The sequence below is a fragment of the Thiocapsa imhoffii genome, assembly GCF_016583985.1.
GTDB lineage: Bacteria > Pseudomonadota > Gammaproteobacteria > Chromatiales > Chromatiaceae > Thiocapsa > Thiocapsa imhoffii.
Window position 1 is genome coordinate 1 of sequence record NZ_NRSD01000025.1, and the last position, 20835, is coordinate 20835.

A 20835-nucleotide genomic window follows, 5' to 3' on the forward strand; every position below is an offset into this window, starting at 1 on the left:
CCACAGGGCGCTGCGCGGGACGCCCGAGAGGTCGCCGAGGGTGCGGTAGCGGCGGGTCTCACGCCGCCCATGCCCCTGCTCGGTCGTCTCCAGGACCTCGGAGGCGACATCGGTGTACTCCCGCGCATCGGCTTGGATGAATGCCTCCTCGACCTCGGTGGCCAAGTACTTTGGTTGCCCTTGAGCGCCAGGACATAGCGTCCACCCTGCGCCACGATCTGTTCGGCGATCGCGGTCCGACAGCCCATGGCATCGATGGTGACAATGCATCCGTTCAGTTGCAGCAGGTCTAGGACCTGGAATCGGCCCCGTCAGGAGACAGCTCTGAAACTAATCTGGAAATAGCCGGCGGCGGGTTCCGGTCCCGCCGTCTGCAAATCCAGGAATAGCCATTCAATCGTCAGCAAATCTGGAAATAGCCCGCGCCGATCTGATTTTAACCCCCGAAAATCTGAACGTGAGGTTGTCCCTACGTCCATGCTCGGCAAGCGTTTGCGTGGTTCCCCAGTTGTATCCATCAAACCCGAGAAGATCGACGACATCGTCTCCGGGATAATAGGCGCTGGCTGTATTCCATATTGCGCCGTCCCATAGGGGGTGCGGCACGGATTCAGCATTGGGGCAGAACACAAAAAGGACATTGTCTGCGCCCTCCTCACGGAAACGCTCGACCACATAGCGGAACATCGCCCGGTAGCGTGCAGGCGTTTCAGGACCGTAACCCTGCGCGTCACTGCCCCAGTGATAGCGTGCGAGGTTCATCTCGTGTGCAAATCGCACCAGAACGGGTTGTCCAGAGTCGCGAGCCGCGCGCGCCCACGTCCGCAGGTACTTATCATAATCCCCCCCCAGAATGGCATCAGCCGCGACCGCCTGCTCGGCCCCCCCCGAGACGAACATGGGCTCCCAGGTCACGCACGCCAGGGCATCGGCCTGTGCAATCGATTGAACACTCGTAAACGGAAAGCGTCCTGCATCCGGTGTCTCCGGACCCGGCCATTGTTGAAAGACAACCACCAGAGACGGCATCAGTCCCGTGGCATCACGAACCAAGCTCAAGCGTTGTTCGGTGATCCGATCACCATCCAGAGCAACCCCGAAAAATAGTGTGTCTTGGAGATCCTGACTGAAGGTGTGCTGGGTCGCGCACAGCAATATCCCAACCATCAGGAGTAAGCAACTCAGTTGACGCCACATCAAACCTGGTCCTCCTCGGGATGATTAAAGTAAATGACCGCGGACAAGAGCGTGGCATGATAGACGCACCACACCATATTGACCGTTACCGCCCAGATCGCATCCTGCTCAAAATACAGTCGACTGATCCCCCAACCAATCGCGCCCACGCAAAGAGCGGCAAGAGAAATCTGTGGCCAGAGCTTGATTAATGGTAAGCTCGTGCTCCCGCCTTTCGGTGTAATCCCAAAAGTCCCCTTCACTCCGATGATCGCGAGCAAAGATGCCCGTAGATAGACCGGAAGTGTGATCGCCTGCAAGACGATTCCACTCCCTAACTCCTTGAATCCATAATCACGCTGAGACATGGAGTAGATGAACAGCGTCATGGTCAGGATGAAATACGGCAAGAAGAAAAGGATATAAATCTCGGGATAGACAAAATAGCTTGGAGTCTCGAAGAAGAGATAGATGACAGGCGTCGTAATCATGATGAGAAGGGCCCAGCCAATGAAGTAATGCGTGCTGGATAGAAAATATTCCCACCACTTCGCTGCGCTCAGCATCCGAGGATTACGAATGAAGGCTCCTACAATCGCTCGAAAGAGACCAACAGTGCCAAGTGCCCAGCGAAACTGCTGTTTGAAATAGGCGCCAAGATCCTCCGGGCCCATACCAAAAGCGCAGACCTTGTTGAGATAAGCCGAACTCCAACCCCGAGCGTGGAATTTCAATGAGGTCGCAAAATCTTCGGTCACTGAGGATTCGTCAAAACCACCAACATCCATTAAGGCTGCTCGACGAAAAATCACATTTGTACCACAGCAAAACATGGCATCCTGTTCACTCTTACCTTCACAAATATACTCGTAGAAGACCGCTTGTTGGAGTCCTGAAGCACGCGCGACCCGATTGGTCTCGAAATTGGTGTAGTACTGTGGTGTTTGAATAAACGCAAGCTTGGGATTGTCTTCCATAAAGGCAACAAGGGGGTCAACAAAGTCTGGCAAGGGATTCATGTCGGCGTCGAAGACAATAATGTATTTTTCCTGCTCACGTTTATTGAGAAACGATTCATCAAAACTTTGGAAGGTAAATCCTGGTTTCGGATGACCAGCGATAAAATCAAGAAAATCATTGATCATGCCAGCTTTCGCGCCGCGCCAACTGCGGCGGAAGAGATTAACACCGATTCGTTCACAGAGTGTATCGATCTGTTCGCGATAGCAGCGCATCTGCTCGGGATCGTCGCCCGGTCGATCGTAACGCGTGTCATCCAAAAAATAGACGTATTTATTTGGATAAGTGAGATTATAAAAGCAGATCAACGTGTTCTCGAGGATATCTAAGGGTTCTTTGAATGACGACACGATGATGGCAACCGGGGGGTAGCCATTCAATTCCGGAACCTGATCCAAAGAGATCTGTCGCTGTGCGGACTGACGGTTCTTAACATGATAGAGATTCATGAAATAGCCGAGCGCATGCAACATAATAAACAATTCGGCGCACAACAAGAGCAACCCGACACTCTTCTCGTACCAAGCATAGTCGGCTAGGACAAATAGCGACGTCCGCACGATGAGATAGAGAAAAAGTGCAATAACGGCCGCAGCTAAGACGATTGAAAAAAACGGTCTCTTGCGCTCGCGCTCCTGGTCCATGATATCGACTCGCTCGGTTCAGAAACGGTAGCTAAGGCCAAGCCAGAGCCCCTCGGCATCCCACTCGCGGGAGCGCTGAATCATGCCCTGAGCGGTGAAACTCCAGCGCGGTGCGAAATCGTAGCGATACTCGCCTTCAAAACGGATTCCAGCATTGTGTTCGGTATCAGTACCAAGGCCGAGCTTAAGCAGGTAGACATGTTGTCGGGCACCACAAAATAGAAACTCTGCCAAATCATGCCGCCACTGGAGGGTCAATGCACCGGCAACGTAATCCTGCGGCGTCCAGTAGGGATACTGGATATTGACGAGATTTGCTCCCTCGTATTCAAAAATGTTTTGATTTCGAACATCTCGATACTCACCCGTCAGGGTGACCTTGAGCTCACGTGGATGATCCTTGAGGACCACACCGAGATCGGCTCGCAGCGCAACCCCTTGGTTATCATCACTGTAGTCCTGATACTCTGCCAACACACCAAGATCTAACCAACGCCTCACCGGCACACTCAACCGCAGTCGCCACAGGTTCGCAAGGATTCCCTGCTCAAGGGCGAAGCCGTTAGCTAGCATCTCGGTTCGCTCGTATTCAAGGCTGAGGTCAGCCCAGTCCCGCAGATTCACGGTGATCGCGGCCCGTCCCAGGGTCGGATCCGTCAGCGCCGATGACCGGTAATCCTTATAGGTGATTTGTGCCGCTGCGCTCAGCCAAGACGTCAAGACGCCGCTGAAACCGAGGCTCTGTCCTTGCGCTTCATAGGTCCCAAGCAATTGATCCCCGCCGCGGACATCATCGAGTGGTTTCGGTCGCTCCTGCCACAGGTGTTGTCCGACATTCACGAGATAACGTCCATTTTTCAGCGGGATCTCCGCAGCAAGCTCGGCATGCTGACGATCGATGGCAGCCAGGCGTGTGCCGCCGGGACTCTCTTCGCTCCAAGCACTGAGGTTCAAGCCCAGGGACGGTCGGGAGCGAATCGTGATCCGCTCTACCGCTTCGCTGGCACGCGTGTGCAACGGATCGATGTTCAAAAGGGATTCATAGGTGTCAATCGACTTATCGTGTAATCCGATGATGCACTGCATTTGTGCCAGATCGAAGCGGGCCTCCTGGTTCCCGGGTTGGACCGCGATCAGTTCCGTGAACCGCGTGTTGGCCGTCCTAAAACGACGGTGCCACGCCCTCAGCTTCGCTTGCTCTTCAAGGAAGGCGCTCTCCTGGATGCGATCGAGTGGTCTCAGTTCGATCACCAGCCTCGCGAGCTGATCCCTGAGCTCTGGTAAGAGTGCATCGCCCTCCTCGGCCAACGCCTCCTCGAGCGGGCCCAGCATCGGGTAGACCCGACCGTCACCAAGCGCCTCGCCGAGATCGCTCAAGGCTGCGTCGATTGCGGGACGTTGAGTCCGCATCCGCAGCGACTCGACCTCAGACTGAAACCGCTCAGCCTGTTCCGAGACCTGCAGTTCCCGATAGAGTCGCGTCGCCGTCTCGGCATCCTTACTCCATAAGGCCACGCGTGCGGCCTCACGCGTCGGCACCGGATCCTCCGGGAGGGCCTCGCGAAGGGCGGCATAGGCCTCTTGCGCATCCTCGTAACGTTCTGCCCATGACAAGACCCGGGCCCGCGTGAATTGCAGCTTCGAGGTTTCTGGAAAATCCTCAAGCAGGGCGTCGAGGAGCGCGATCGAGCGGTCATAATCACGCACTGTCGCGGTTGCTTCCGCCAGCGCCAAGCGCGCCTGGAACTGCTCGGGATCTTGTTCCAAAGCCGCTTCCAAACAGACAATGGCCGCCGCATGCTGACCCGCCTGGGCATCGAGCTCGCCCCAACGCACCAGTTGCTCCGGCGTCAGCCGCGGTGGCTGAGCCTCACACCATGGATCCTCTTCCCGCTGGGGGTCCAGATGAAACCAGAGATAACGCGCGTCGATATCATCTGGATCATCGGCCAATAATCCTGCCAATAGCGCATCCGCCTCCTCCTGACGCTCGAGTCGTATCAGAAGACGCGCCCGCGCCACCGCATCAGCACGCCGTTCCGCACCCTGCTCGACCAACGCGGTTTGCAGATCGAGTGCCGCATGGTAGGCACCAGTCGCAGAGAGCGCCCGTGACTGCTGCCGCAGGCGGGTCGGATCATCGGAGGGGACCGGCGCGGGCGCCTCAAGCAAAATCAGTGCATTGTCAACATCCTGCTCAGCGATGCGCAACGCGACCAGATCATGCCAGGCTTGACGATCCCGTTCATCGCCGTGCAACGCCAGCAGGAGTTCCTCTTCGGCCTCCTCGTAACGTTGCGCGGCCAATAGAACACGACTCAGCTCAAGCGCGGCCCGACGCCGTGTGGGCCCGTCCAGGTCATCGCGCGCGAGTAAAGGCCTCAAAATCACCTCGGCACGGCGAAAGTCGCCCCAGGTCATCATGATGTTCGCCAGTGCCAGTTGATGCGCAGGGTCATGCGGCTCGGCTGCTGCCATCGCAATCACCTGTTCTCTTGTTTCACGCACCTGTCCCAAGGCTGCAAGGATGCGGGCAAGTTCGAGTCGCGCTTCGCGATCATCGATCCATGCCGCTTCAGGCACAATGGTCGAACCGAGACTCGGCTGGACGAACGCCGCGGGCTGCACCAATGCGAGGAGAAGAATGAGGCCCAACGCGACTGCAACGCCGCGACGTTGCTGGTCAAACTCCATTCCTAGTGCCCTGCTCGCACTCATGACCTGGCGGGCGCGATACTTAGCCATCACACAGATCCCAGCCGCTCACGGCAATGTCCGTTTCAGTTCGCGCGCGGCATCCTCGAGTTGGCCGGCCCAGGATAGGACGAATGCGTATTGACGGCGCAATTGCAGGTCATCGGGACGTCGTTCCAGTAAGAACCGATACTCTTTCAGCGATTCCTCATAACGTTCACCCCAGGACAACACCTCAGCTAGCTTCAACCTGACAGCGTCGTCGTTTGGTGACGCACTCAGATGCGTCCGATAGAGAGCCCATGCTTGCGCGTACTCCTGTCGTGACGCATAGAGATCCGCCATGATCAGCTTCGACTCGGCGTCCCAATCCGTTTCAGGAATAGCTCGCAGAGCCGTCCAAGCCTCCTCTGGCCGATTGGCCCAGACTAGGACCTTCACGCGTTCCTGGCGTGCTTGAGGATCATCGGGCCGAAGCTCGATCACCTTGTCATAGGCCTCCAGCGAGGCATCGTAATCGCTGATATAGCTAAGCAACCGAGCCAACTCGAGCCAGGCCTGCCAATCCGGAATCAGGTCACCCTCGCGCTGCAGTGGTGGCGCCGGGCGAGTGGGCTCGTTTCGACCGAGGCTGATGACGGTCGAACCCGCTTGCTCGGCCGCAGAGCGTGATGATGCCGATGCCGGCATATCCACCTGGGACAAAAGCGAAGAGGGACCCAACAAACCAATCAACAGCACGGGGCCGAGCCCTCTCCACCGTTGGCTCCAGCTCCTAGAGACAGCCACGCCAATCCTCGTGCAGATGTTCGTCATTTCGTTTCCCCTAAAGCCTGTTGATACGCGCTGATTGCCGCCTCGAGTTGTCCGCTCCAAAAGAGGATGCGGCCCAACAGGATCTGCGCATCACGGTCGTCTGGGTCCGTATCAAGACGTTCTTGTAATAACTCCTCCGCGGTGGCGAACCGCTCCTGCCAACCTAACATCTCGGCCCATTGCAAGACAGCGACCCGGGCAACCCCAGCTGTCGCTGCATCCCGCAAGATTTTGTAGATGTCTTGTGCATCATCATAACGTTGCGATCGGCGCAACAGATCAGCGTAATAGAGCATCAGGCTCCAATCATCAGCAAAGCGATCGGCATAACGCTCGAGCAGGATACTCGCCAAGTCGGACCGACCGGCTGAGTCGAGCGCGCCGGCGACCGGCAGCAGATCGGAGGCCCATAGATGCCCCTGCGAGGCGCCCTCCGTCACACGGGCCAGTGCTTGCTCCGCCAAGGGCATATCCCCTATCTGCACGGCATCGATCACCACGCGATAGAGCGCATGAGGTCGGTTGAGCCCGAGTTCCAGGGCGCGTGCGTACAGTGTCATCGCATCCAGTTCACGACCTGCCAGCCAAGCACGTTCACCCTGCCGGAACACGGCTCGATCAGGATAAACGAACGGATATGCGACCAGCGCGAGGACCCCGCTCAGAATCAGAATTAAGGCGTACCCAAACTTCTGCGATCGCGCATTACTCCAACTCATGAAGACCTCGGTGGCACACGGCCAAGCAAGTCCAGGACCAGCCGTCAGTCAGCCTGTAAGGCCTGCCGGGCATGAGCGAGATCTGGTTGGATCTCAATGACACGATTCAGATTGGTCAGACGAAAGACATCCTCAAGGAGGTGATTGAGCCCACAGACCACCATCCGACCATTGGGTCCGATGGTGTTGAGCAGTGAGAGGATGGCGCCCAAGGCCGAGATATCGATAAAGCGAACGGCGGATAGATCGAGGATAAAGAATCGGTATCCACGACCGATGATGTTGATCATCTCCGTTTTGAAACCATCACGCTCCAAACGGGTCAACTGCGAGTCAGGCAGCCGGATAATCGCTAACTCATCAACCTCTTCCAATTCAAGGTTCAAGATTTGCCTCGATGCGAACATCACTGTCCGTTCGCATGATAGCGCTTGCGTAGATCATCGATATCGTATTGAAATTATAAAATATCTTAGATTCCAAACTGATGATCGCTGCCAAATACTCACGCATCAGACCCTGCGAAAAGGCATGCATCCAGACCATCGGTTCGAGCTCTGGCTCCATCAGCATTCGCAGTGCATCCAAGTCGAGATGCAGTGGCAAATCCCTGAACAGATCCTCCGCGTCACCGATCACTCGACGTTGCTCTTCAAGCGCCATGATATTGCGCTCGACGTATGCCTCTGTGTCATCGAACAGGAACGACCGAAGCACCGTCGCGCGCTCTGGTTCATTACGAATCATCCGTTGGACAATCGGCTTGAAATGCGAAAAATAAATCAGGATGCCGCGCTTGAGGAGAATCGTGTCCTTGAGGATTCGGCACAGCAATCGCTCACTCGATTGCATCGCCTGCATATCGATGGCGATCTGGCCACCTTGTAACTCCATGTATACCGGATAGTAGAGCGCGGAGTGCGACTCGATCTGCACTCCACACACTTGGCCATACAGAATCTCATCCCGTTGCGTCCAAGCCACTTGGCCATGATTGTAGATGGCACCATCCAGCATAAAAGGCAAATGGAAGTCGATGTGATCGCCCGCATGCAATAGATCACGCCGCACCGCCCAGTCCGGAATAATGATCCTCACACCGCTCTGACTAATATCAAGCAGGATATATTGAAAAATGGCGCGTGTATCCAACCGCGTTCCGAGAAAAGGCAGACGTAACCCCGCAACATCTAATCTGAATTCTCTGCGGCCTGCGTCAACAGGCATGACAGGTTTTACCTGCTGATCCAGGATCGCCATCGCTCAGCCTATGAAGTCATCGAAAGCGGATGCCTTCAACGACCCATCTCTCTGTACAAGAGACTGTTGTTGATAACGGATTGCCATCAAATCAGTTTCCAGCATATCCATGACCCTCGTCGCAACATGCCGGATACTTGAAGACTGCTTTCAATCACCGCGCAGGATCTGATTCAGGTATTCTCTGCGAAGCAGCTTACTTCATTCTGAATCAGGATCGTCGTTTAGCAACCATACGCATCAAACACCATACCAAACCGTTCACTTCTAGTAACGCTCTACACGATCACGCCTGATCCTTATTTCACAATCACTTCACACAGCGTCTGACTGGCCGCTGCATCGAACCAGGAATCGGACTTGTCACTCCGCTCGACGCAGAAGAGGACATCGCCGGGCTTGTTCGACCGCTGTGAGTAAAAGATGGCCGTACCAGTCGCATCAGTTTGCTTAATGGTATCACCGCCGGTGACTGCACCTGACCATGCCGCTTTGACGATTGCTCCAGAACTCGGCCGTCCCAGACCGTCGACCACCCTGACCAGCGCCTTCACCTGCCGCCCACGCGCTTCGAGGCTCAGAGCAATATCATCGATCAACAGCGCTGAAGGGTCGCTCAGCGCGAGCTCTGGCGAGAAGGATGGTGGATCGCTGAGATCGCACGCCTCTCCCTGAATGAATCGTGTCCATTCATAATCCGCAGTGAGCGGGTCGCCTTGGTATAGGAACTCACCGGCCCAGTCTGATGCGGTTGCATCGACAGGCCAGACATTCGCCATGATCCGTTGCAGCGAATCGGACGTCTTAGGAGTTGGAATCAACGGGTGATCCCAAACTGCATAGACAGGCACGCCATCGACGAACCACTCGATCCCCCAGGACGTCCATTTGAATCCATAGCGATGGAAATTATGCGAGGCATCGAAGCCCAGTGGATACAGGTAGGAATTATCGGAGATGTAATCATCATCGTTCGTCCAGAAATTAAACTGGACAATACTTGTCTCTTTGCCGAGAAACTCAATGTCGATTTCGTTATGCTGACCGTTCCCGCCGTTATCATAAGGTCCCGCAAAGGTAAAAAAGGAACTCACCACGCCTGGATGTGAGACTGGTTTCATACTCACCTCATAGCATCCATAGCCGTAGAATCCCATCGTGCGATATTCACCGGATGAGTAATCCATTCCTTGGTTTGATGATGCATCCAGAGTTAGAACCATCTTACCATTGGAAAACGTGACATGCTCGGCCGTCCAGGCGTTGGCGAAGGGTGTCCCGTTCGTCCAACCATCAGCCTTGGACCATCGCGATGTGTCGTGGTGGCTTAAATCATCAGTGAAGGATGACTGCTCTGGCGGTGGCGGTGGCGGTTTCCTAGGTGAGGCAACAGCGACCGCTCCAATGCTCAAACACACAACAAGACTCAGTGCCAGTGCGCTGTGACTCGATACAAGTCGCTTCATGGTGTGGTGTCCGGTGCGTTTTGACATCTGTCACCTCAGGCGTTGGATCACGACGCTGGATTCAAAAACACATGAAAGCACTCTATCAGTTCGGTTTGCGAGTGGATGTGATGAGTTTAACAGGATACGCTTTTTCAGTCAGGCCTGCGCACTCCTCCCAATCCGACCTGCCAGGCATCCAGTCAGTGATGCAACCAGACGGTTCCAACCTTTCGAGTTGTGACACATGCAGTTTTGTGGCGACCGGTCAATTCTTGCTCGATCCAACACAATCATCTTGATAATGAGTAAGTTGGGGTGTCCAGCTGGGTGTTCCGCACAGCGTTACCCACAGCAGACGTGGATAACCAAAGCTGTGTTGAGCCGATGGACCCTCCCTTGTGCTGGCCCTGATTCGGCGACCCCACAGCTTAACCAGACAGCGCGTCCTGGACGAACTCTGGGCACATTGATCGTCGCTTCATGCTAAGTCGTACAGGGGCCTGATGCGAGTGGAGATAGAACACGAAACGGTGTTAGCCCTGACGCCTTTGAGGAATCGTGTCGGTCACATGGACTCGGTTGCGTCCATCTTGCTTAGCACAGTAGAGCGCTCGATCGGCCGCGTCGAGCAGGATCTGAGCCGGCACAAACAGCGAGCTGGGCTGGCAGAGAGCGGCACCGATACTGACCGTGATCCACCTTGGCTCCACAGGGGCCGCATGGACAATGTGAAGGCTCTCAACTCGCGCGCGAAGTTGCTCGACGACGTCCCTCAAACCATCGAGGGACGCCCCATTGACCAAACCCACGAACTCTTCGCCACCATAGCGCCCCATGAAATCAGCGGCTCGTTGAGACGGTTGTCGCAGTACGGCAGCGATCATGCGCAAGGCCTCATCACCTGCTTGATGACCACGACTGTCGTTATAGGCCTTGAAATGGTCCACGTCGATCATGGCGATCGCCAGAGATGTCTGGTTGCGCAACGCACGATGCCATTCCTGGTCAAGCCGTTCGTCGAAAGCGCGACGGTTAGGTAGGGCGGTCAAGCTGTCGAAGTAGGACAACCGCGCCAATCGATCACGCTGCTGCTTGAGTTCGAGGTGTGTTTGGACCCGTCGTCTGACGATGACATCATTGAAGGGCTTGGTGATGTAGTCGACAGCACCGAGATCGAATCCGCGAGTCTCGTCCTCGACATCGGCTAATGCTGTGACGAAGATGACCGGGATCTCGGCGAGTGTGGGATCGGCTTTGAGTGCCGCACAAGTCTCATAACCATTCATCTCGGGCATCATGACATCTAAGAGAATCAAATCTGGCTTGCTTGTTGACGCGAGTGACAAAGCTTTACGGCCGTTGGTCGCCGCCGAGATTTGATAACCTGCATCGCGCAGGATGTGACTCAAAACCCGGATATTGTCCGGGACATCATCGACGATGAGAATACGCATACACCCGGCTCCTGTGAACTGCCTTGATTCAGCATTATCAATCGCATGGTCAATCGAGTGCACAAGCCTGCGGGACTCGAAAGTCGTGGGCTTGGATGATGGTTGCATCGCAATCGGGTTAGCCGTCAACGTGAGCGCATGGAGAAACCTCATTTCGGGACAGTCATTTCAGTGTTCCCTGACCGGACCGCACAGTGGATCAAGACTATCATGGTGCAGACTAAGTCGCTGTTGGTGAGCACAGTTGCTCTGCCCGATCGAGAGCGACGCGACTGCGGGGACGCGCGGTTGCAGATGGAACCGGGACTGGCAGAAGCATCACGCGGTCTGATCCGGCGAACCTGCGCCATGCCTGCTTGGTGCGAGCGACCCAAGGAGACTGCACCTTGATGGACATGTCGAGCCGTTGTGATGGGCGCGCGATACGATCACACTCGAGAGAACGGGGCCGGTCGCACACCGGTTTACCGACCTCTTGGACTGCGGGGTGCCTCCAGGTGGGTGGGAATGCGGAGACCAACTTGAGTGATCCTGCCACCCTGCATACTGCGTATCACGAGTTCAAGCTGTCCTAAACGAACCCGGTCTCCAACCACGGGGAGTTCGTCGAGCTGGGCGCAGATGAATTGCTCTAAGCTCTTATCTTCCATCCCGTGCATCACGGGCTGACCATATTGCATGGCGACCGCACGGAGAGGCGCGCTGCCGTTTAAGATGAAATCACCATAAAAGATCCGTTCCGCAAGAAACTCTGGAGATTCTCGAGATCCTAGCAGATCACCGAGTGTCGCGCTGTCGGTCTCCCGAGCAACCAGATAGAGCCAATCATCGGTTCTCAGCGGCCCCGCATGGTCCGGCTGAAGCGCCTGCCCGTCACGGAGTACCGCAACCGGCCAAACACCGTCGGGCTGTTTCAGATTGCCGATTTGACGCCCAAGGGCGCGGCTGTTCAAACCCAGCCGGTAACCTTGAATGGCATGACCGTCTGACGGCCGTGGTGTGAGTTCCAGATACTCGTCTGGTCCCGATTGTGCCGGAACCTCCAGCCTGAGTTGCCGCGCAAGGCGTGGAATCGTCCAGCCTTGGACCGTCAGCGAAATGAGCACAACGATGAACGCGAGATCCAGGATCAGCTCTGCTTGCCCTATTCCCGCCAGCAGCGGAAATAGGGCTAAAATGATTGGCACTGCCCCGCGCAGTCCAACCCAGGAGATAAACAGTTGTTCACGCCAAGGAAAGCGAAAGGGAATGAGGCATATCGCAACCGCGATGGGACGCGCGATAAACATCAAAACCAATGCAATCGCGAAGGCGACGGGCGCATCCGACAAGAGATTTGTGGGGGTTGCCAGGAGGCCAAGCATCAAGAACATCCCGATCTGCGCCAACCAAGAAAACCCATTGTGAACTTGCAGAATGTGGTGTGCGTCCCGCGGGGAACGTTGACTGAGTACAACCCCGATCAGATAGATCGCGAGGAAACCGCTGCCCCCCAGCACGGTTGTCGCAGCATAGAGCGTGAGTCCACCAGCGAGGACCAACATTGGATACATTCCGCGTTCGAGTGACAATCGGTTGACGAGCCATTGGAGTGAATAACCACCGCCAATACCGAAGAATAGACCGATCCCCATCTGTTGCATGAACAGCGGTAAGATGCCCAGACTTAGAATCTGTTGTTCAGCAATGAGCAGTTCAATGAAGGCAATCGTCAAGAAGACGGCCATAGGATCATTACTTCCGGATTCCATTTCGAGAGTGGCCGTGACCCGGTCCTTAAGCTGCAGACCGCGGGCGCGAAGTAATGCAAACACCGCGGCGGCATCGGTGGATCCCACCACGGCCCCCACCAGCAAGCCTTCTAGCAAGGTGAGATCCAACAGCCATGCGACAAAAAAGCCAAGAATCACACAGGTGATCAGCACCCCCAAGGTGGCCAGGACGAACGCCGGCCGCAGGCTAGTTCGAAAGCTTTCGGTCCGCGTGTTCAATCCGCCGTTAAGGAGAATGACGGCCAAGGTGACACTACCGACCGCATAAGCAATGTCTAAATCATTGAACACGATCCCGCCGGGCCCATCTTCGCCCGCCAGCATGCCGACAGCTAAAAAGACCAAGAGCAACGGCATTCCGATTCGATACGAGAGCGCACTGGCGAGGATGGCCACCAGTAACAGGGCGGCACCGATCAGCACCAACTGGTCGATATTGCTCATAATTGATCGCGCTGACTTTCGTTGTTAGGTCTTCATGTCACCATCTGAAGGGGATCGATTTGACATTGACTTACTGGGCGATCATGTTCACCAAGTCAGGTTGGTATGATCAGGGGTGTCACCTTGAAACAAATCCGATTTGTCAGACCTAAGGCAGTCACAACACTCCCGCCGTTTCGTTCACGCGATCCTGCTCGCTGATGAACCGGTCTTGGACACCTCAATGCCAGACTCACAACCCGGTAAGGGGCTGTGCATGGATGGCCTGGTGAAGAAAACAGCCCTTAGCTTGGGTTTCGTCAAGCACCCTTCGAATCGGAGAAATCTTATGGATTTCAAGCTAATTATGGTTTTTGTCGATGATACCAAAACGGATCGAGTCTTGGACGCCTCACGTGCCGCAGGTGCCACTGGAGCAACCATTGTGGGCAACGCACGTGGTCAGGGCCTGCACAAGCTCACCGGGATCTTCGGACTTGAGATTCTGGAACCGCGTGATGTGGTGCTGATCCTGGTCGAGCAGCGACGCGCGGAAAAGGTGTTGCATGCCGTACTCGAGGCCGGACAACTCGATGAAACACTGAGCACCGGGATCGCTTTGCAGTTGGACGTTGAGCGCGCTTTAGGTTTGAGCGAGCATATTTCCGCGCTGTCGCGGCACCATCCGATCAACCAAGAGCCATCTGAACCCTGAGTGTCCTCAGCCGTGTCGCGGTCAGATCGATCTGACCGCGATTTGCCATTCACAATAGGGCTTGCGTTGCGATGTCAACGTCTTCCCAAAACATTGAGCCGGTTGCTCAGATGCGTGAGCACCGAACCCACTCATCTGTGACCTATGTCGTCTTGCAGGAGCCATTCTTCGAGCGAGAGATAGGCGGCTGCGATGTGGTTAGCCCAAACAGTACTTGCCAAGGGTGTGCACAAACCGTCATTGCGTATCTCGATCATGAGAGCCGGAATCTTGTGCTTCCTCGTGTGGACTGGAATGGTGTAATCGATGGTCTCGGTGATCGGGTAGGGTTCATTGTTCCCAACTGGACCGACCCCGCGGTCCGCGAGCGCGTTGCACATGAGTCGTGCACTGATCGGATCATCCCAGTGTGAAACTCCCACCGGCCAAGGTCGGACCTGTCCGTCGAGGATGGGTGTAAAACTGTGGATGCTAAGCAGGCAGCATGCGTGGCCAGAGCGTTGTGAGAGCAGTCCATCGATCGCGTCGTGGTAAGGTTGAAACAGGGTGGTTGCTCGCACCCGACGTTCGTCAGAGCTTAGATTGACATTTCCCGGAATCGTCACACCGTCACTGATCATCGCGATGGAGTTCGGGTGACCGAGTGGACGATTGCAGTCGATGACCAAGCGGGAGAACGAGCTGAGGATCAAGGGCGCATCAAGCTGCTGGGCGAGTCCTTGGGCGACCTGTTCCGCGCCTGGATCCCAGGCGATATGGTCGTCCAACTGAGAGGGTGTGAGGCCGAGTGTGCCAAGGCGGCGCGGCACGCGGTTGGATGCATGATCGCAGACCAGCACAACACGCCCCGCCCCTGCCCCATTGACGATCCGGAAGGCTTCAGGTTCGGATGGATCACAGAGTGAAGTCATCACCTGGTCACGTTAGAGCTGATTCACGCCTCATCAGTCCACACCCTGAAACTCTTCAGGATATTCGGTCCGAAGGCGTTACTGATGGCGACATCCGCGGCGTCGCGGCCCTGCGCGATCAAGACGCGACCAATTCGTGGAACCCGATTGCGGGGATCCAGGACATGCCAGCGTCCGCCGAGATACACCTCCATCCAGGCGGAAAAATCCATCGGATCGGGTGAGACGGGGACCCCGATATCGCCGAGGTAGCCTGTGCAATAGCGCGCCGGGATATTCATGCAGCGGCACAAGGCGATGGCTAAGTGGGTGTAATCACGACAAACACCGCGGCGCTCATGATAGGCCTCAAGCGCGGTCTTGGTGGCGCGTGCGTACTGGTAACCAAATAAGATGTGATGGTGAACGAAGTCGCTGATGGCCTGGACCCGCGGCCACCCTGATGGGATCTGTGCGAACCGCTCCCAGGCCATCTCAGAGAGCCGATCCGTCTCGCAGTAACGGCTTCCGAGCAAATAGACCAATGTCTCGGCCGGCAACTCCTCTACCGGGTGCTGCACAGCGTCCGTTGGCATCTGATCCGGCAGGCCTGAGTCCATGATGAGCGCATCGGTGAAGATGCTGATCTCGCCAGCGGGTGCGACGATTCGGCTACACCAGTTGCCGAAGCCGTCACGGTAGGGCGTCATGGGAACCGCCGGCCGCGTGATGATGTGGTCTGCCTGAATCAGATCTGAAACGCGGCTAAAGTGCACGTTCAAAGTCAGGATCATTGGAGTCGGCTTGGGACAGGTGAACACCATCTCATAACCAATGCGGATACGCATGCCAAACCTCCTCGTTGTCATCGCCCTCGCACAGTAACCGGCGAGCGTCGTGGATCACAGGGTAACACTGTCGGGCCATGCTCTGCGCTGCATGCTGACTTTGCTGTGAGCTTTTCTTAGCGGCGGCAGAAGTGCTCAGTTTGGGCGGCACAGGTGCTCAGTTTGGGCGCTGAGGTGCTCAATTTGGGCTCTCAAGTGCCAAGTTTGGGCGGCACAGGTGCTCAGTTTGGGCGTTTAGGTTGCAAGTTTGGGCGCTGAGGTGCTTATTTCGGGCGCCATTTCTTAGCACTTTTGCGCCCAAATTGAGCACTTATGGAACATAACCCATTGTAGTATAAGATCTAATCTCCCTCTCTAGTAGTAGTTATAGTTATGTTTACTACAACTACCAGGATACAGACTGGCTCCAGTCTGTTGAGCAACAGCAAGGACCGATTTCCATCACGATAGGTGCTAAGTTTGGGCGCTTTTGGTGAGCGAAAGTTTTCCAGCTGTCTTCAACGCTTCAAAACCGCCCTATCAAAAAAACACAAATTCAACACGTAAATTAATCAAGTAATTGTTATTTATGAAAAAAACATCCGATTAACTCGTAAAATTAAGTGGCAAACCAAAGGTAAAATTTCAGGCTCCGCCTCAGCCGACCTAGACATGACATTCAACACACTGCGGAAAGGTGCCAATTTTGGGCATCTCTGTTTGCTCGATGCCCGACTGAACAGATCTTAAATCGTTCATTATCATAGATATATGGTTTATGAAACCAAGCACGCAAACTCAACACCCAAGCAACGGTCTCGTGACCATCAGGAGGATGTACGAGATTTTCCAGGCCTCGGAATGATGCATCGTCGTCCACATCACATATGCCTAGCGACTCGAATCTTGGTCGTTAAAGCACGAGAAGACTGTGGTTGCCATCGAAAAGTGCTAATTTTGGGCGGTGACACCGTCCTGTAAATTGTCTGAAAAGAAGCACTTCCAGACTTCTGACACAAATTCTGACGTCATCGGTTCACTCCCCATCCGGCATGTCTAAGTCCGTCTTGAGTCACATTTGCAGAAGGATGATTGAGCATCGAGACGATGCCGCCCAAAATTGGCACCTTTCAATTGAGTCGTGAGATGTTTTGGTCTGAGAGGATGCGGCACAAACTCGCAATGTGGCCCATTTGTCTTCGTGAAACGCCCTTGAAACGAATCAATAAGTCACACCTCGCGCCAAAAATACGCAAGTATGAGGACTCGGGGCAGTTGGCTCACTCGATGGTTATGATCGCAAACATGATGATGCCCGAACGGTTGTGGATGAGATCCGAAACAGGCTCATTTCAAATCGCTAGAGAGTGCGAAGATGCTGGTCAATTTCTTGCTGAGTGGGTCCGATATCGAGTGACGCGAGGTAATGTTGAAACACACCAAAAACAATTCCAGTCAAGCCTTGCTTATCGAGTCGTTCGAGGATCATCTGAGAATCTTCTTGAGATTCTAGTGATTCTCGAAATGCTTGAGTATGGGCATCGATTTGCTCCGTGCTGCGACTACTGATATAGCTGTGATACCAACGCCGTCTGAATTCACTCATCATCCGTTCGCGTTTCCGCTCGATACTTTCCAATCCCTGTTCGTCCAACTGTTCAATATCACCCCCCGAAGGATGGTCTCCACCTGGAATTTGAGGCGTTTCGATTGACAGACGCCATCCCTCAGTAATGGCCTTGTAAACAACCCCTGCAGGGTTTGCGATAGCTTCTCTCCGCTGTTCCTTCGCTTCCATCCAGGCATCCGCAGCATCAAGCGCCGCGATAATATCACCTGCGCAATATTGTTCGATCAGGTCTGATGCACGTTTACCAGTGATGCGGTAACCGGAAAGACGCAGAATGAGACGTTTCTGGTCTTCGGCCATGATCAGACTGATGTCTTGGCGAGATAACGACTCAGCAAACAAGGTCATCTGAGGGTTACGTTCGACGACAAACTTGAGTTCCACAACAATGCGATTGGCACGCTTGGTTTTTAACTGGACTCGGATGTCCGAACACTCGTTGACTTGTTTCATGGAAGGCTTGATGAGACGGGAGTTGAGATATTTGTACTCATCATAATAGGTTTTAGTGTCTACCCCCATGAGCTTGCGAAAGGTATCAATAGGAATCCATGGCGTTTCTCCTTCAGGGAGAAATCGTCTTGCGTTTTCATAGAGAGCTAATGCGTGTTCAGACCGAAATGCGCGCTGCATTCGAAGTGCGATCTCCGCGAACTCGGTTGGGCTATAAACCCGTTCCTGGAAAGCTCGAGTAAACTCGTAAGTGACAATTTGTGAGCGCCGATTGAACTTCACATAGGGAAGTAACGTCGTACTTTCCCATTCCTCAAGGTCACCTTTCTCGTCGAGTAAGTTCCAGACAACCCGTGCGGCCATCATTTTTTCAAGATTCTCGATCAAGCGAGACATCCTTTGTGTCGCGCGTTCGAGTCCCATACCCCAGGCCAGATCGTTGACATTGATCTCATGTCGCGTGGTTCGCAACATATGTGGCATTGCCCAAAACAACAGAACGTTAAATGCGCGCCGCTGATACAGGGTCAAATCGGCGCCGATGTGGACGGCTCCAACGTATTTTTTAAGGACAGGTTCACTGGTTTCGCTTCGTTCGCTCAGTGAATTAGGAACGGATTCTTGATTTTCCGTTTTTTTCTTAGTCATAGGGTGATGTGCGAACTTTTTGAAAAGTGACTCCATGAGATTGTCAATAGTCACTTTACGATCTGCTTTACCTTTGCGCAACCTCCTCTTTTGTTGTCTGTTTTGCTCGCGCTAGAGTGGAATCACAGCATGCCGACAACGGCTGCATTGGTGTCGATTAACTTGTATCAGTCAATCCATTGTTGACGCAGTTTAACCAAAATCCATGAGGTGATTCGTCTCGTTACTTTAGCGAGATCATGATTCGCTGAGCGACCGGAGTCCGAGCGTTGCCATATTGCAGGTTAGGCTAGATACGGATGCGGACATAGAGGAGTCGCCCGACTCGTGAGGTTAAAGCGAAGCGGCGATCGAGGCGATACGTTGCTTTGGCGGGATCACGTTCAAAGGATTTGTGGAACTGGATTGTTCGTGGCAAACATGCTCGGGCCATTCATGCATCCATGTCGTCGCCATCATGTTCATGTGGAATGGAACAATAGCCTCTCTGGCGTCTGCGTTTATCAATCGCCAGCAGTTGCTTCTCTCCTTCTTCACGATTTGCGACCCAGACCTTGCGGAGTTGACCTCTACATGTTCCCAGCCCTCCCCAAGCCGTGATGACCGACCATTCCCCGAAGAGGTCCTGGATCAGATCTGCTTGGTAGTACCGAAAGGTCTCGGCATTCACCCAGCGCCTCATGTTCCCCTCCCTTCCTTAAAGTGGTTGATCAATACCCGAAATCATGGACTGTGGCGATCGCCACAGTGACCAGATCAGAGCCGACAATAACGTATCGTTGCTGGTCTGAACATCGAGAAACGTGTGCACACCTGCCAAACACATTGACCTGACGAGAAAACAGATTAACCCTGAGTTAGCCTTGATGTGATTTCTCATGGGGTGGTCGAGATTCAGGTGGTATTTGAGCAGGTGATCGAAGGATGGTATCGATCATGAATTCGTCCGGGGCGTCCTGCAGCGACGCGGGTCCGTTCCTTAGCGAACACCTGAATTTACCCCGATAGGTCTCGTCTGGGTCAAGATCCGCTACGACGTAGACCTGAGGGTCACGGAGAGGTTGTGCTCAGCCCTTTGACGTCAGGCTTGGCGGCGTGTTGGATGCATTCGACAGACCAACTGCAAGGCTGCTAGATCAGGATCGTTCACCTTCACCACGACAACATGGACGCGTCAATGCCTTCTGGGGAACTCCCTGCCTCGCTCCGATCTCCATGACTCGCGGATGGAATGGAAGATTGACAGATCAGTCAGTTATCACTGTGGCGATCGCCACAGTCGAGAAGTACAACGAGGAGATCACCGTCTTCTCGTGGAAAGTGAAGAGCTAGGTGGTTCAAACCGCACGTGAAAACAGAAGATCAAAAGGTATCTCAAGAGAACATATCATGTCCGATCGTGCAAAATGGTCACGACACTCGATAGACATGCACTCATGGCGACGTTTAAACCACGACCTCATCGTGATGAGGTCGTGGGAATGTGCTGACGATCATCGTCGTGGCTTGGGTGAGGGTGTCATGGCCAGGGGGCAAACAGCCGTTTAAACAGAAAAACCGGGGATAGTGACTTCGGAAACCAATGAGCGGAGCAAGATGTGTTTGGGGGGAATGTGGCGGCCTTGGCCACACACACGACCATCAGATCGTGACACAGTTGCGTTTAGCATCATTCTGAGCTTGCAAAGAGACCAGACGTTCATCAGCACTCGTGCGAACCAGTTGAAGATGTTCCACGACATTCTTCAGTTAGCTCACACAACATACATCTCATTATCAATCATCATAGAAGAGTTCGGCGCGGTTATTGCTATTGGATTGCTGGGTTTGTGACTGACGATTTACCCGTCAACAGCCCTGGGATATCGGTTGGATGGCTCACATTGAGACAGTGAAAGCAACGAGCTGAACTGGCTGAACAGGTCTCGAGGGGCTCGAACATCATGCGACTGTGAAGAAGAGGTTTCACCGCAACACGAAGCGCCTGCAGAACCATCGAAGTGCATGCTCTGCTTGCTCAGTCATCGCGAAAATGGTCAAAACTGTGGCGATCGCCACAGTCAGCTGAGGTGGTGAGCCTGATCTGGATCGTCGATGTGGCACAGTGTGAATGAGCACGGGCAGACCACAGACCTGCGCAAGTGGTCTGGCATGTCGCCACATAACCTGAGGAGCTAATTAAGGGTGAACGTTGAGATCAGGGCAACAGCATTCGAGGTTGTCAGTATCGACAGCCATGTTGAGGG

15 protein-coding genes are annotated in these 20835 nt (G+C 54.4%); 1 reads left to right on the plus strand and 14 read right to left on the minus strand.

From position 1 onward, the window contains the following. Positions 1 to 393: 393 nt before the first annotated feature. From CKO25_RS17465 to CKO25_RS17510, 10 genes are all read right to left on the minus strand, one after another. Positions 394 to 1197: a glycoside hydrolase family 26 protein gene (locus tag CKO25_RS17465; protein WP_200389237.1), complete on the minus strand. Its 804-nt coding sequence runs from the start codon at positions 1195 to 1197 to the stop codon at positions 394 to 396. Then, positions 1197 to 2840, minus strand: coding sequence for a glycosyltransferase family 2 protein (locus CKO25_RS17470; RefSeq protein ID WP_200389238.1), 1644 nt, complete (start codon positions 2838 to 2840; stop codon positions 1197 to 1199). The genes CKO25_RS17465 and CKO25_RS17470 overlap by 1 nt, the downstream gene beginning before the upstream one ends. 18 nt (positions 2841 to 2858) lie before the next feature. Then, a complete protein-coding gene (locus tag CKO25_RS17475) occupies positions 2859 to 5585 on the minus strand; it encodes a tetratricopeptide repeat protein (RefSeq protein WP_200389239.1) in 2727 nt (908 codons plus the stop codon). Positions 5586 to 5603: 18 nt separating this feature from the next. Then, entirely contained in the window at positions 5604 to 6275 is a 672-nt protein-coding gene (locus CKO25_RS17480) for a tetratricopeptide repeat protein (RefSeq protein ID WP_200389240.1), read from the minus strand. Positions 6276 to 6346: 71 nt separating this feature from the next. Further along, on the minus strand, positions 6347 to 7069 hold the full coding sequence (locus CKO25_RS17485; protein WP_200389241.1) for a tetratricopeptide repeat protein: 723 nt from the start codon (positions 7067 to 7069) through the stop codon (positions 6347 to 6349). Positions 7070 to 7113: 44 nt separating this feature from the next. Continuing rightward, a complete protein-coding gene (locus CKO25_RS17490; protein WP_200389242.1) occupies positions 7114 to 7455 on the minus strand; it encodes an STAS domain-containing protein in 342 nt (113 codons plus the stop codon). Then, positions 7445 to 8329: a PilZ domain-containing protein gene (locus CKO25_RS17495; RefSeq protein WP_200389243.1), complete on the minus strand. Its 885-nt coding sequence runs from the start codon at positions 8327 to 8329 to the stop codon at positions 7445 to 7447. The genes CKO25_RS17490 and CKO25_RS17495 overlap by 11 nt, the downstream gene beginning before the upstream one ends. Positions 8330 to 8628: 299 nt before the next feature. Further along, the gene (locus CKO25_RS17500; protein WP_200389244.1) at positions 8629 to 9822 is read right to left on the minus strand and encodes a glycoside hydrolase family 16 protein; all 1194 of its coding nucleotides are present in this window, start codon (positions 9820 to 9822) and stop codon (positions 8629 to 8631) included. A gap of 488 nt (positions 9823 to 10310) precedes the next feature. Next, entirely contained in the window at positions 10311 to 11360 is a 1050-nt protein-coding gene (locus CKO25_RS17505; RefSeq protein ID WP_338115163.1) for a diguanylate cyclase, read from the minus strand. Between the two features lie 335 nt (positions 11361 to 11695). Continuing rightward, positions 11696 to 13447 (minus strand): potassium/proton antiporter, encoded by a 1752-nt coding sequence (locus tag CKO25_RS17510; RefSeq protein WP_200389245.1) that lies wholly within the window; start codon positions 13445 to 13447, stop codon positions 11696 to 11698. Between the two features lie 223 nt (positions 13448 to 13670). Between CKO25_RS17510 and CKO25_RS17515 the strand changes: the two genes are divergently transcribed. Further along, entirely contained in the window at positions 13671 to 14141 is a 471-nt protein-coding gene (locus CKO25_RS17515; RefSeq protein WP_242467704.1) for a P-II family nitrogen regulator, read from the plus strand. Between the two features lie 131 nt (positions 14142 to 14272). On the opposite strand, the gene CKO25_RS17520 is transcribed toward CKO25_RS17515, so the two are convergent. The 4 genes from CKO25_RS17520 to CKO25_RS17535 form a co-directional block, all read right to left on the minus strand. Then, entirely contained in the window at positions 14273 to 15052 is a 780-nt protein-coding gene (locus tag CKO25_RS17520) for an N-formylglutamate amidohydrolase (RefSeq protein ID WP_200389246.1), read from the minus strand. Positions 15053 to 15075: 23 nt separating this feature from the next. Further along, on the minus strand, positions 15076 to 15879 hold the full coding sequence (locus CKO25_RS17525) for a transglutaminase-like domain-containing protein (protein ID WP_200389247.1): 804 nt from the start codon (positions 15877 to 15879) through the stop codon (positions 15076 to 15078). A 1339-nt stretch (positions 15880 to 17218) separates the two neighbouring features. Next, positions 17219 to 18625, minus strand: coding sequence for a replication initiation protein (locus CKO25_RS17530; protein ID WP_200389248.1), 1407 nt, complete (start codon positions 18623 to 18625; stop codon positions 17219 to 17221). Between the two features lie 397 nt (positions 18626 to 19022). Continuing rightward, positions 19023 to 19259 (minus strand): WGR domain-containing protein, encoded by a 237-nt coding sequence (locus CKO25_RS17535; RefSeq protein ID WP_338115164.1) that lies wholly within the window; start codon positions 19257 to 19259, stop codon positions 19023 to 19025. Between the last annotated feature and the right edge of the window lie 1576 nt (positions 19260 to 20835).

Coding starts and splice junctions, on each gene's coding strand:
- CKO25_RS17465 (WP_200389237.1), bottom strand. CDS start 1,197: ATGTGGCGTCAACTGAGTTGCTTACTCCTGATGGTTGGGATATTGCTG.
- CKO25_RS17470 (WP_200389238.1), bottom strand. CDS start 2,840: ATGGACCAGGAGCGCGAGCGCAAGAGACCGTTTTTTTCAATCGTCTTA.
- CKO25_RS17475 (WP_200389239.1), bottom strand. CDS start 5,585: ATGGCTAAGTATCGCGCCCGCCAGGTCATGAGTGCGAGCAGGGCACTA.
- CKO25_RS17485 (WP_200389241.1), bottom strand. CDS start 7,069: ATGAGTTGGAGTAATGCGCGATCGCAGAAGTTTGGGTACGCCTTAATT.
- CKO25_RS17495 (WP_200389243.1), bottom strand. CDS start 8,329: ATGGCGATCCTGGATCAGCAGGTAAAACCTGTCATGCCTGTTGACGCA.
- CKO25_RS17500 (WP_200389244.1), bottom strand. CDS start 9,822: ATGTCAAAACGCACCGGACACCACACCATGAAGCGACTTGTATCGAGT.
- CKO25_RS17510 (WP_200389245.1), bottom strand. CDS start 13,447: ATGAGCAATATCGACCAGTTGGTGCTGATCGGTGCCGCCCTGTTACTG.
- CKO25_RS17515 (WP_242467704.1), top strand. CDS start 13,671: ATGCCAGACTCACAACCCGGTAAGGGGCTGTGCATGGATGGCCTGGTG.
- CKO25_RS17520 (WP_200389246.1), bottom strand. CDS start 15,052: ATGACTTCACTCTGTGATCCATCCGAACCTGAAGCCTTCCGGATCGTC.
- CKO25_RS17525 (WP_200389247.1), bottom strand. CDS start 15,879: ATGCGTATCCGCATTGGTTATGAGATGGTGTTCACCTGTCCCAAGCCG.
- CKO25_RS17530 (WP_200389248.1), bottom strand. CDS start 18,625: ATGGAGTCACTTTTCAAAAAGTTCGCACATCACCCTATGACTAAGAAA.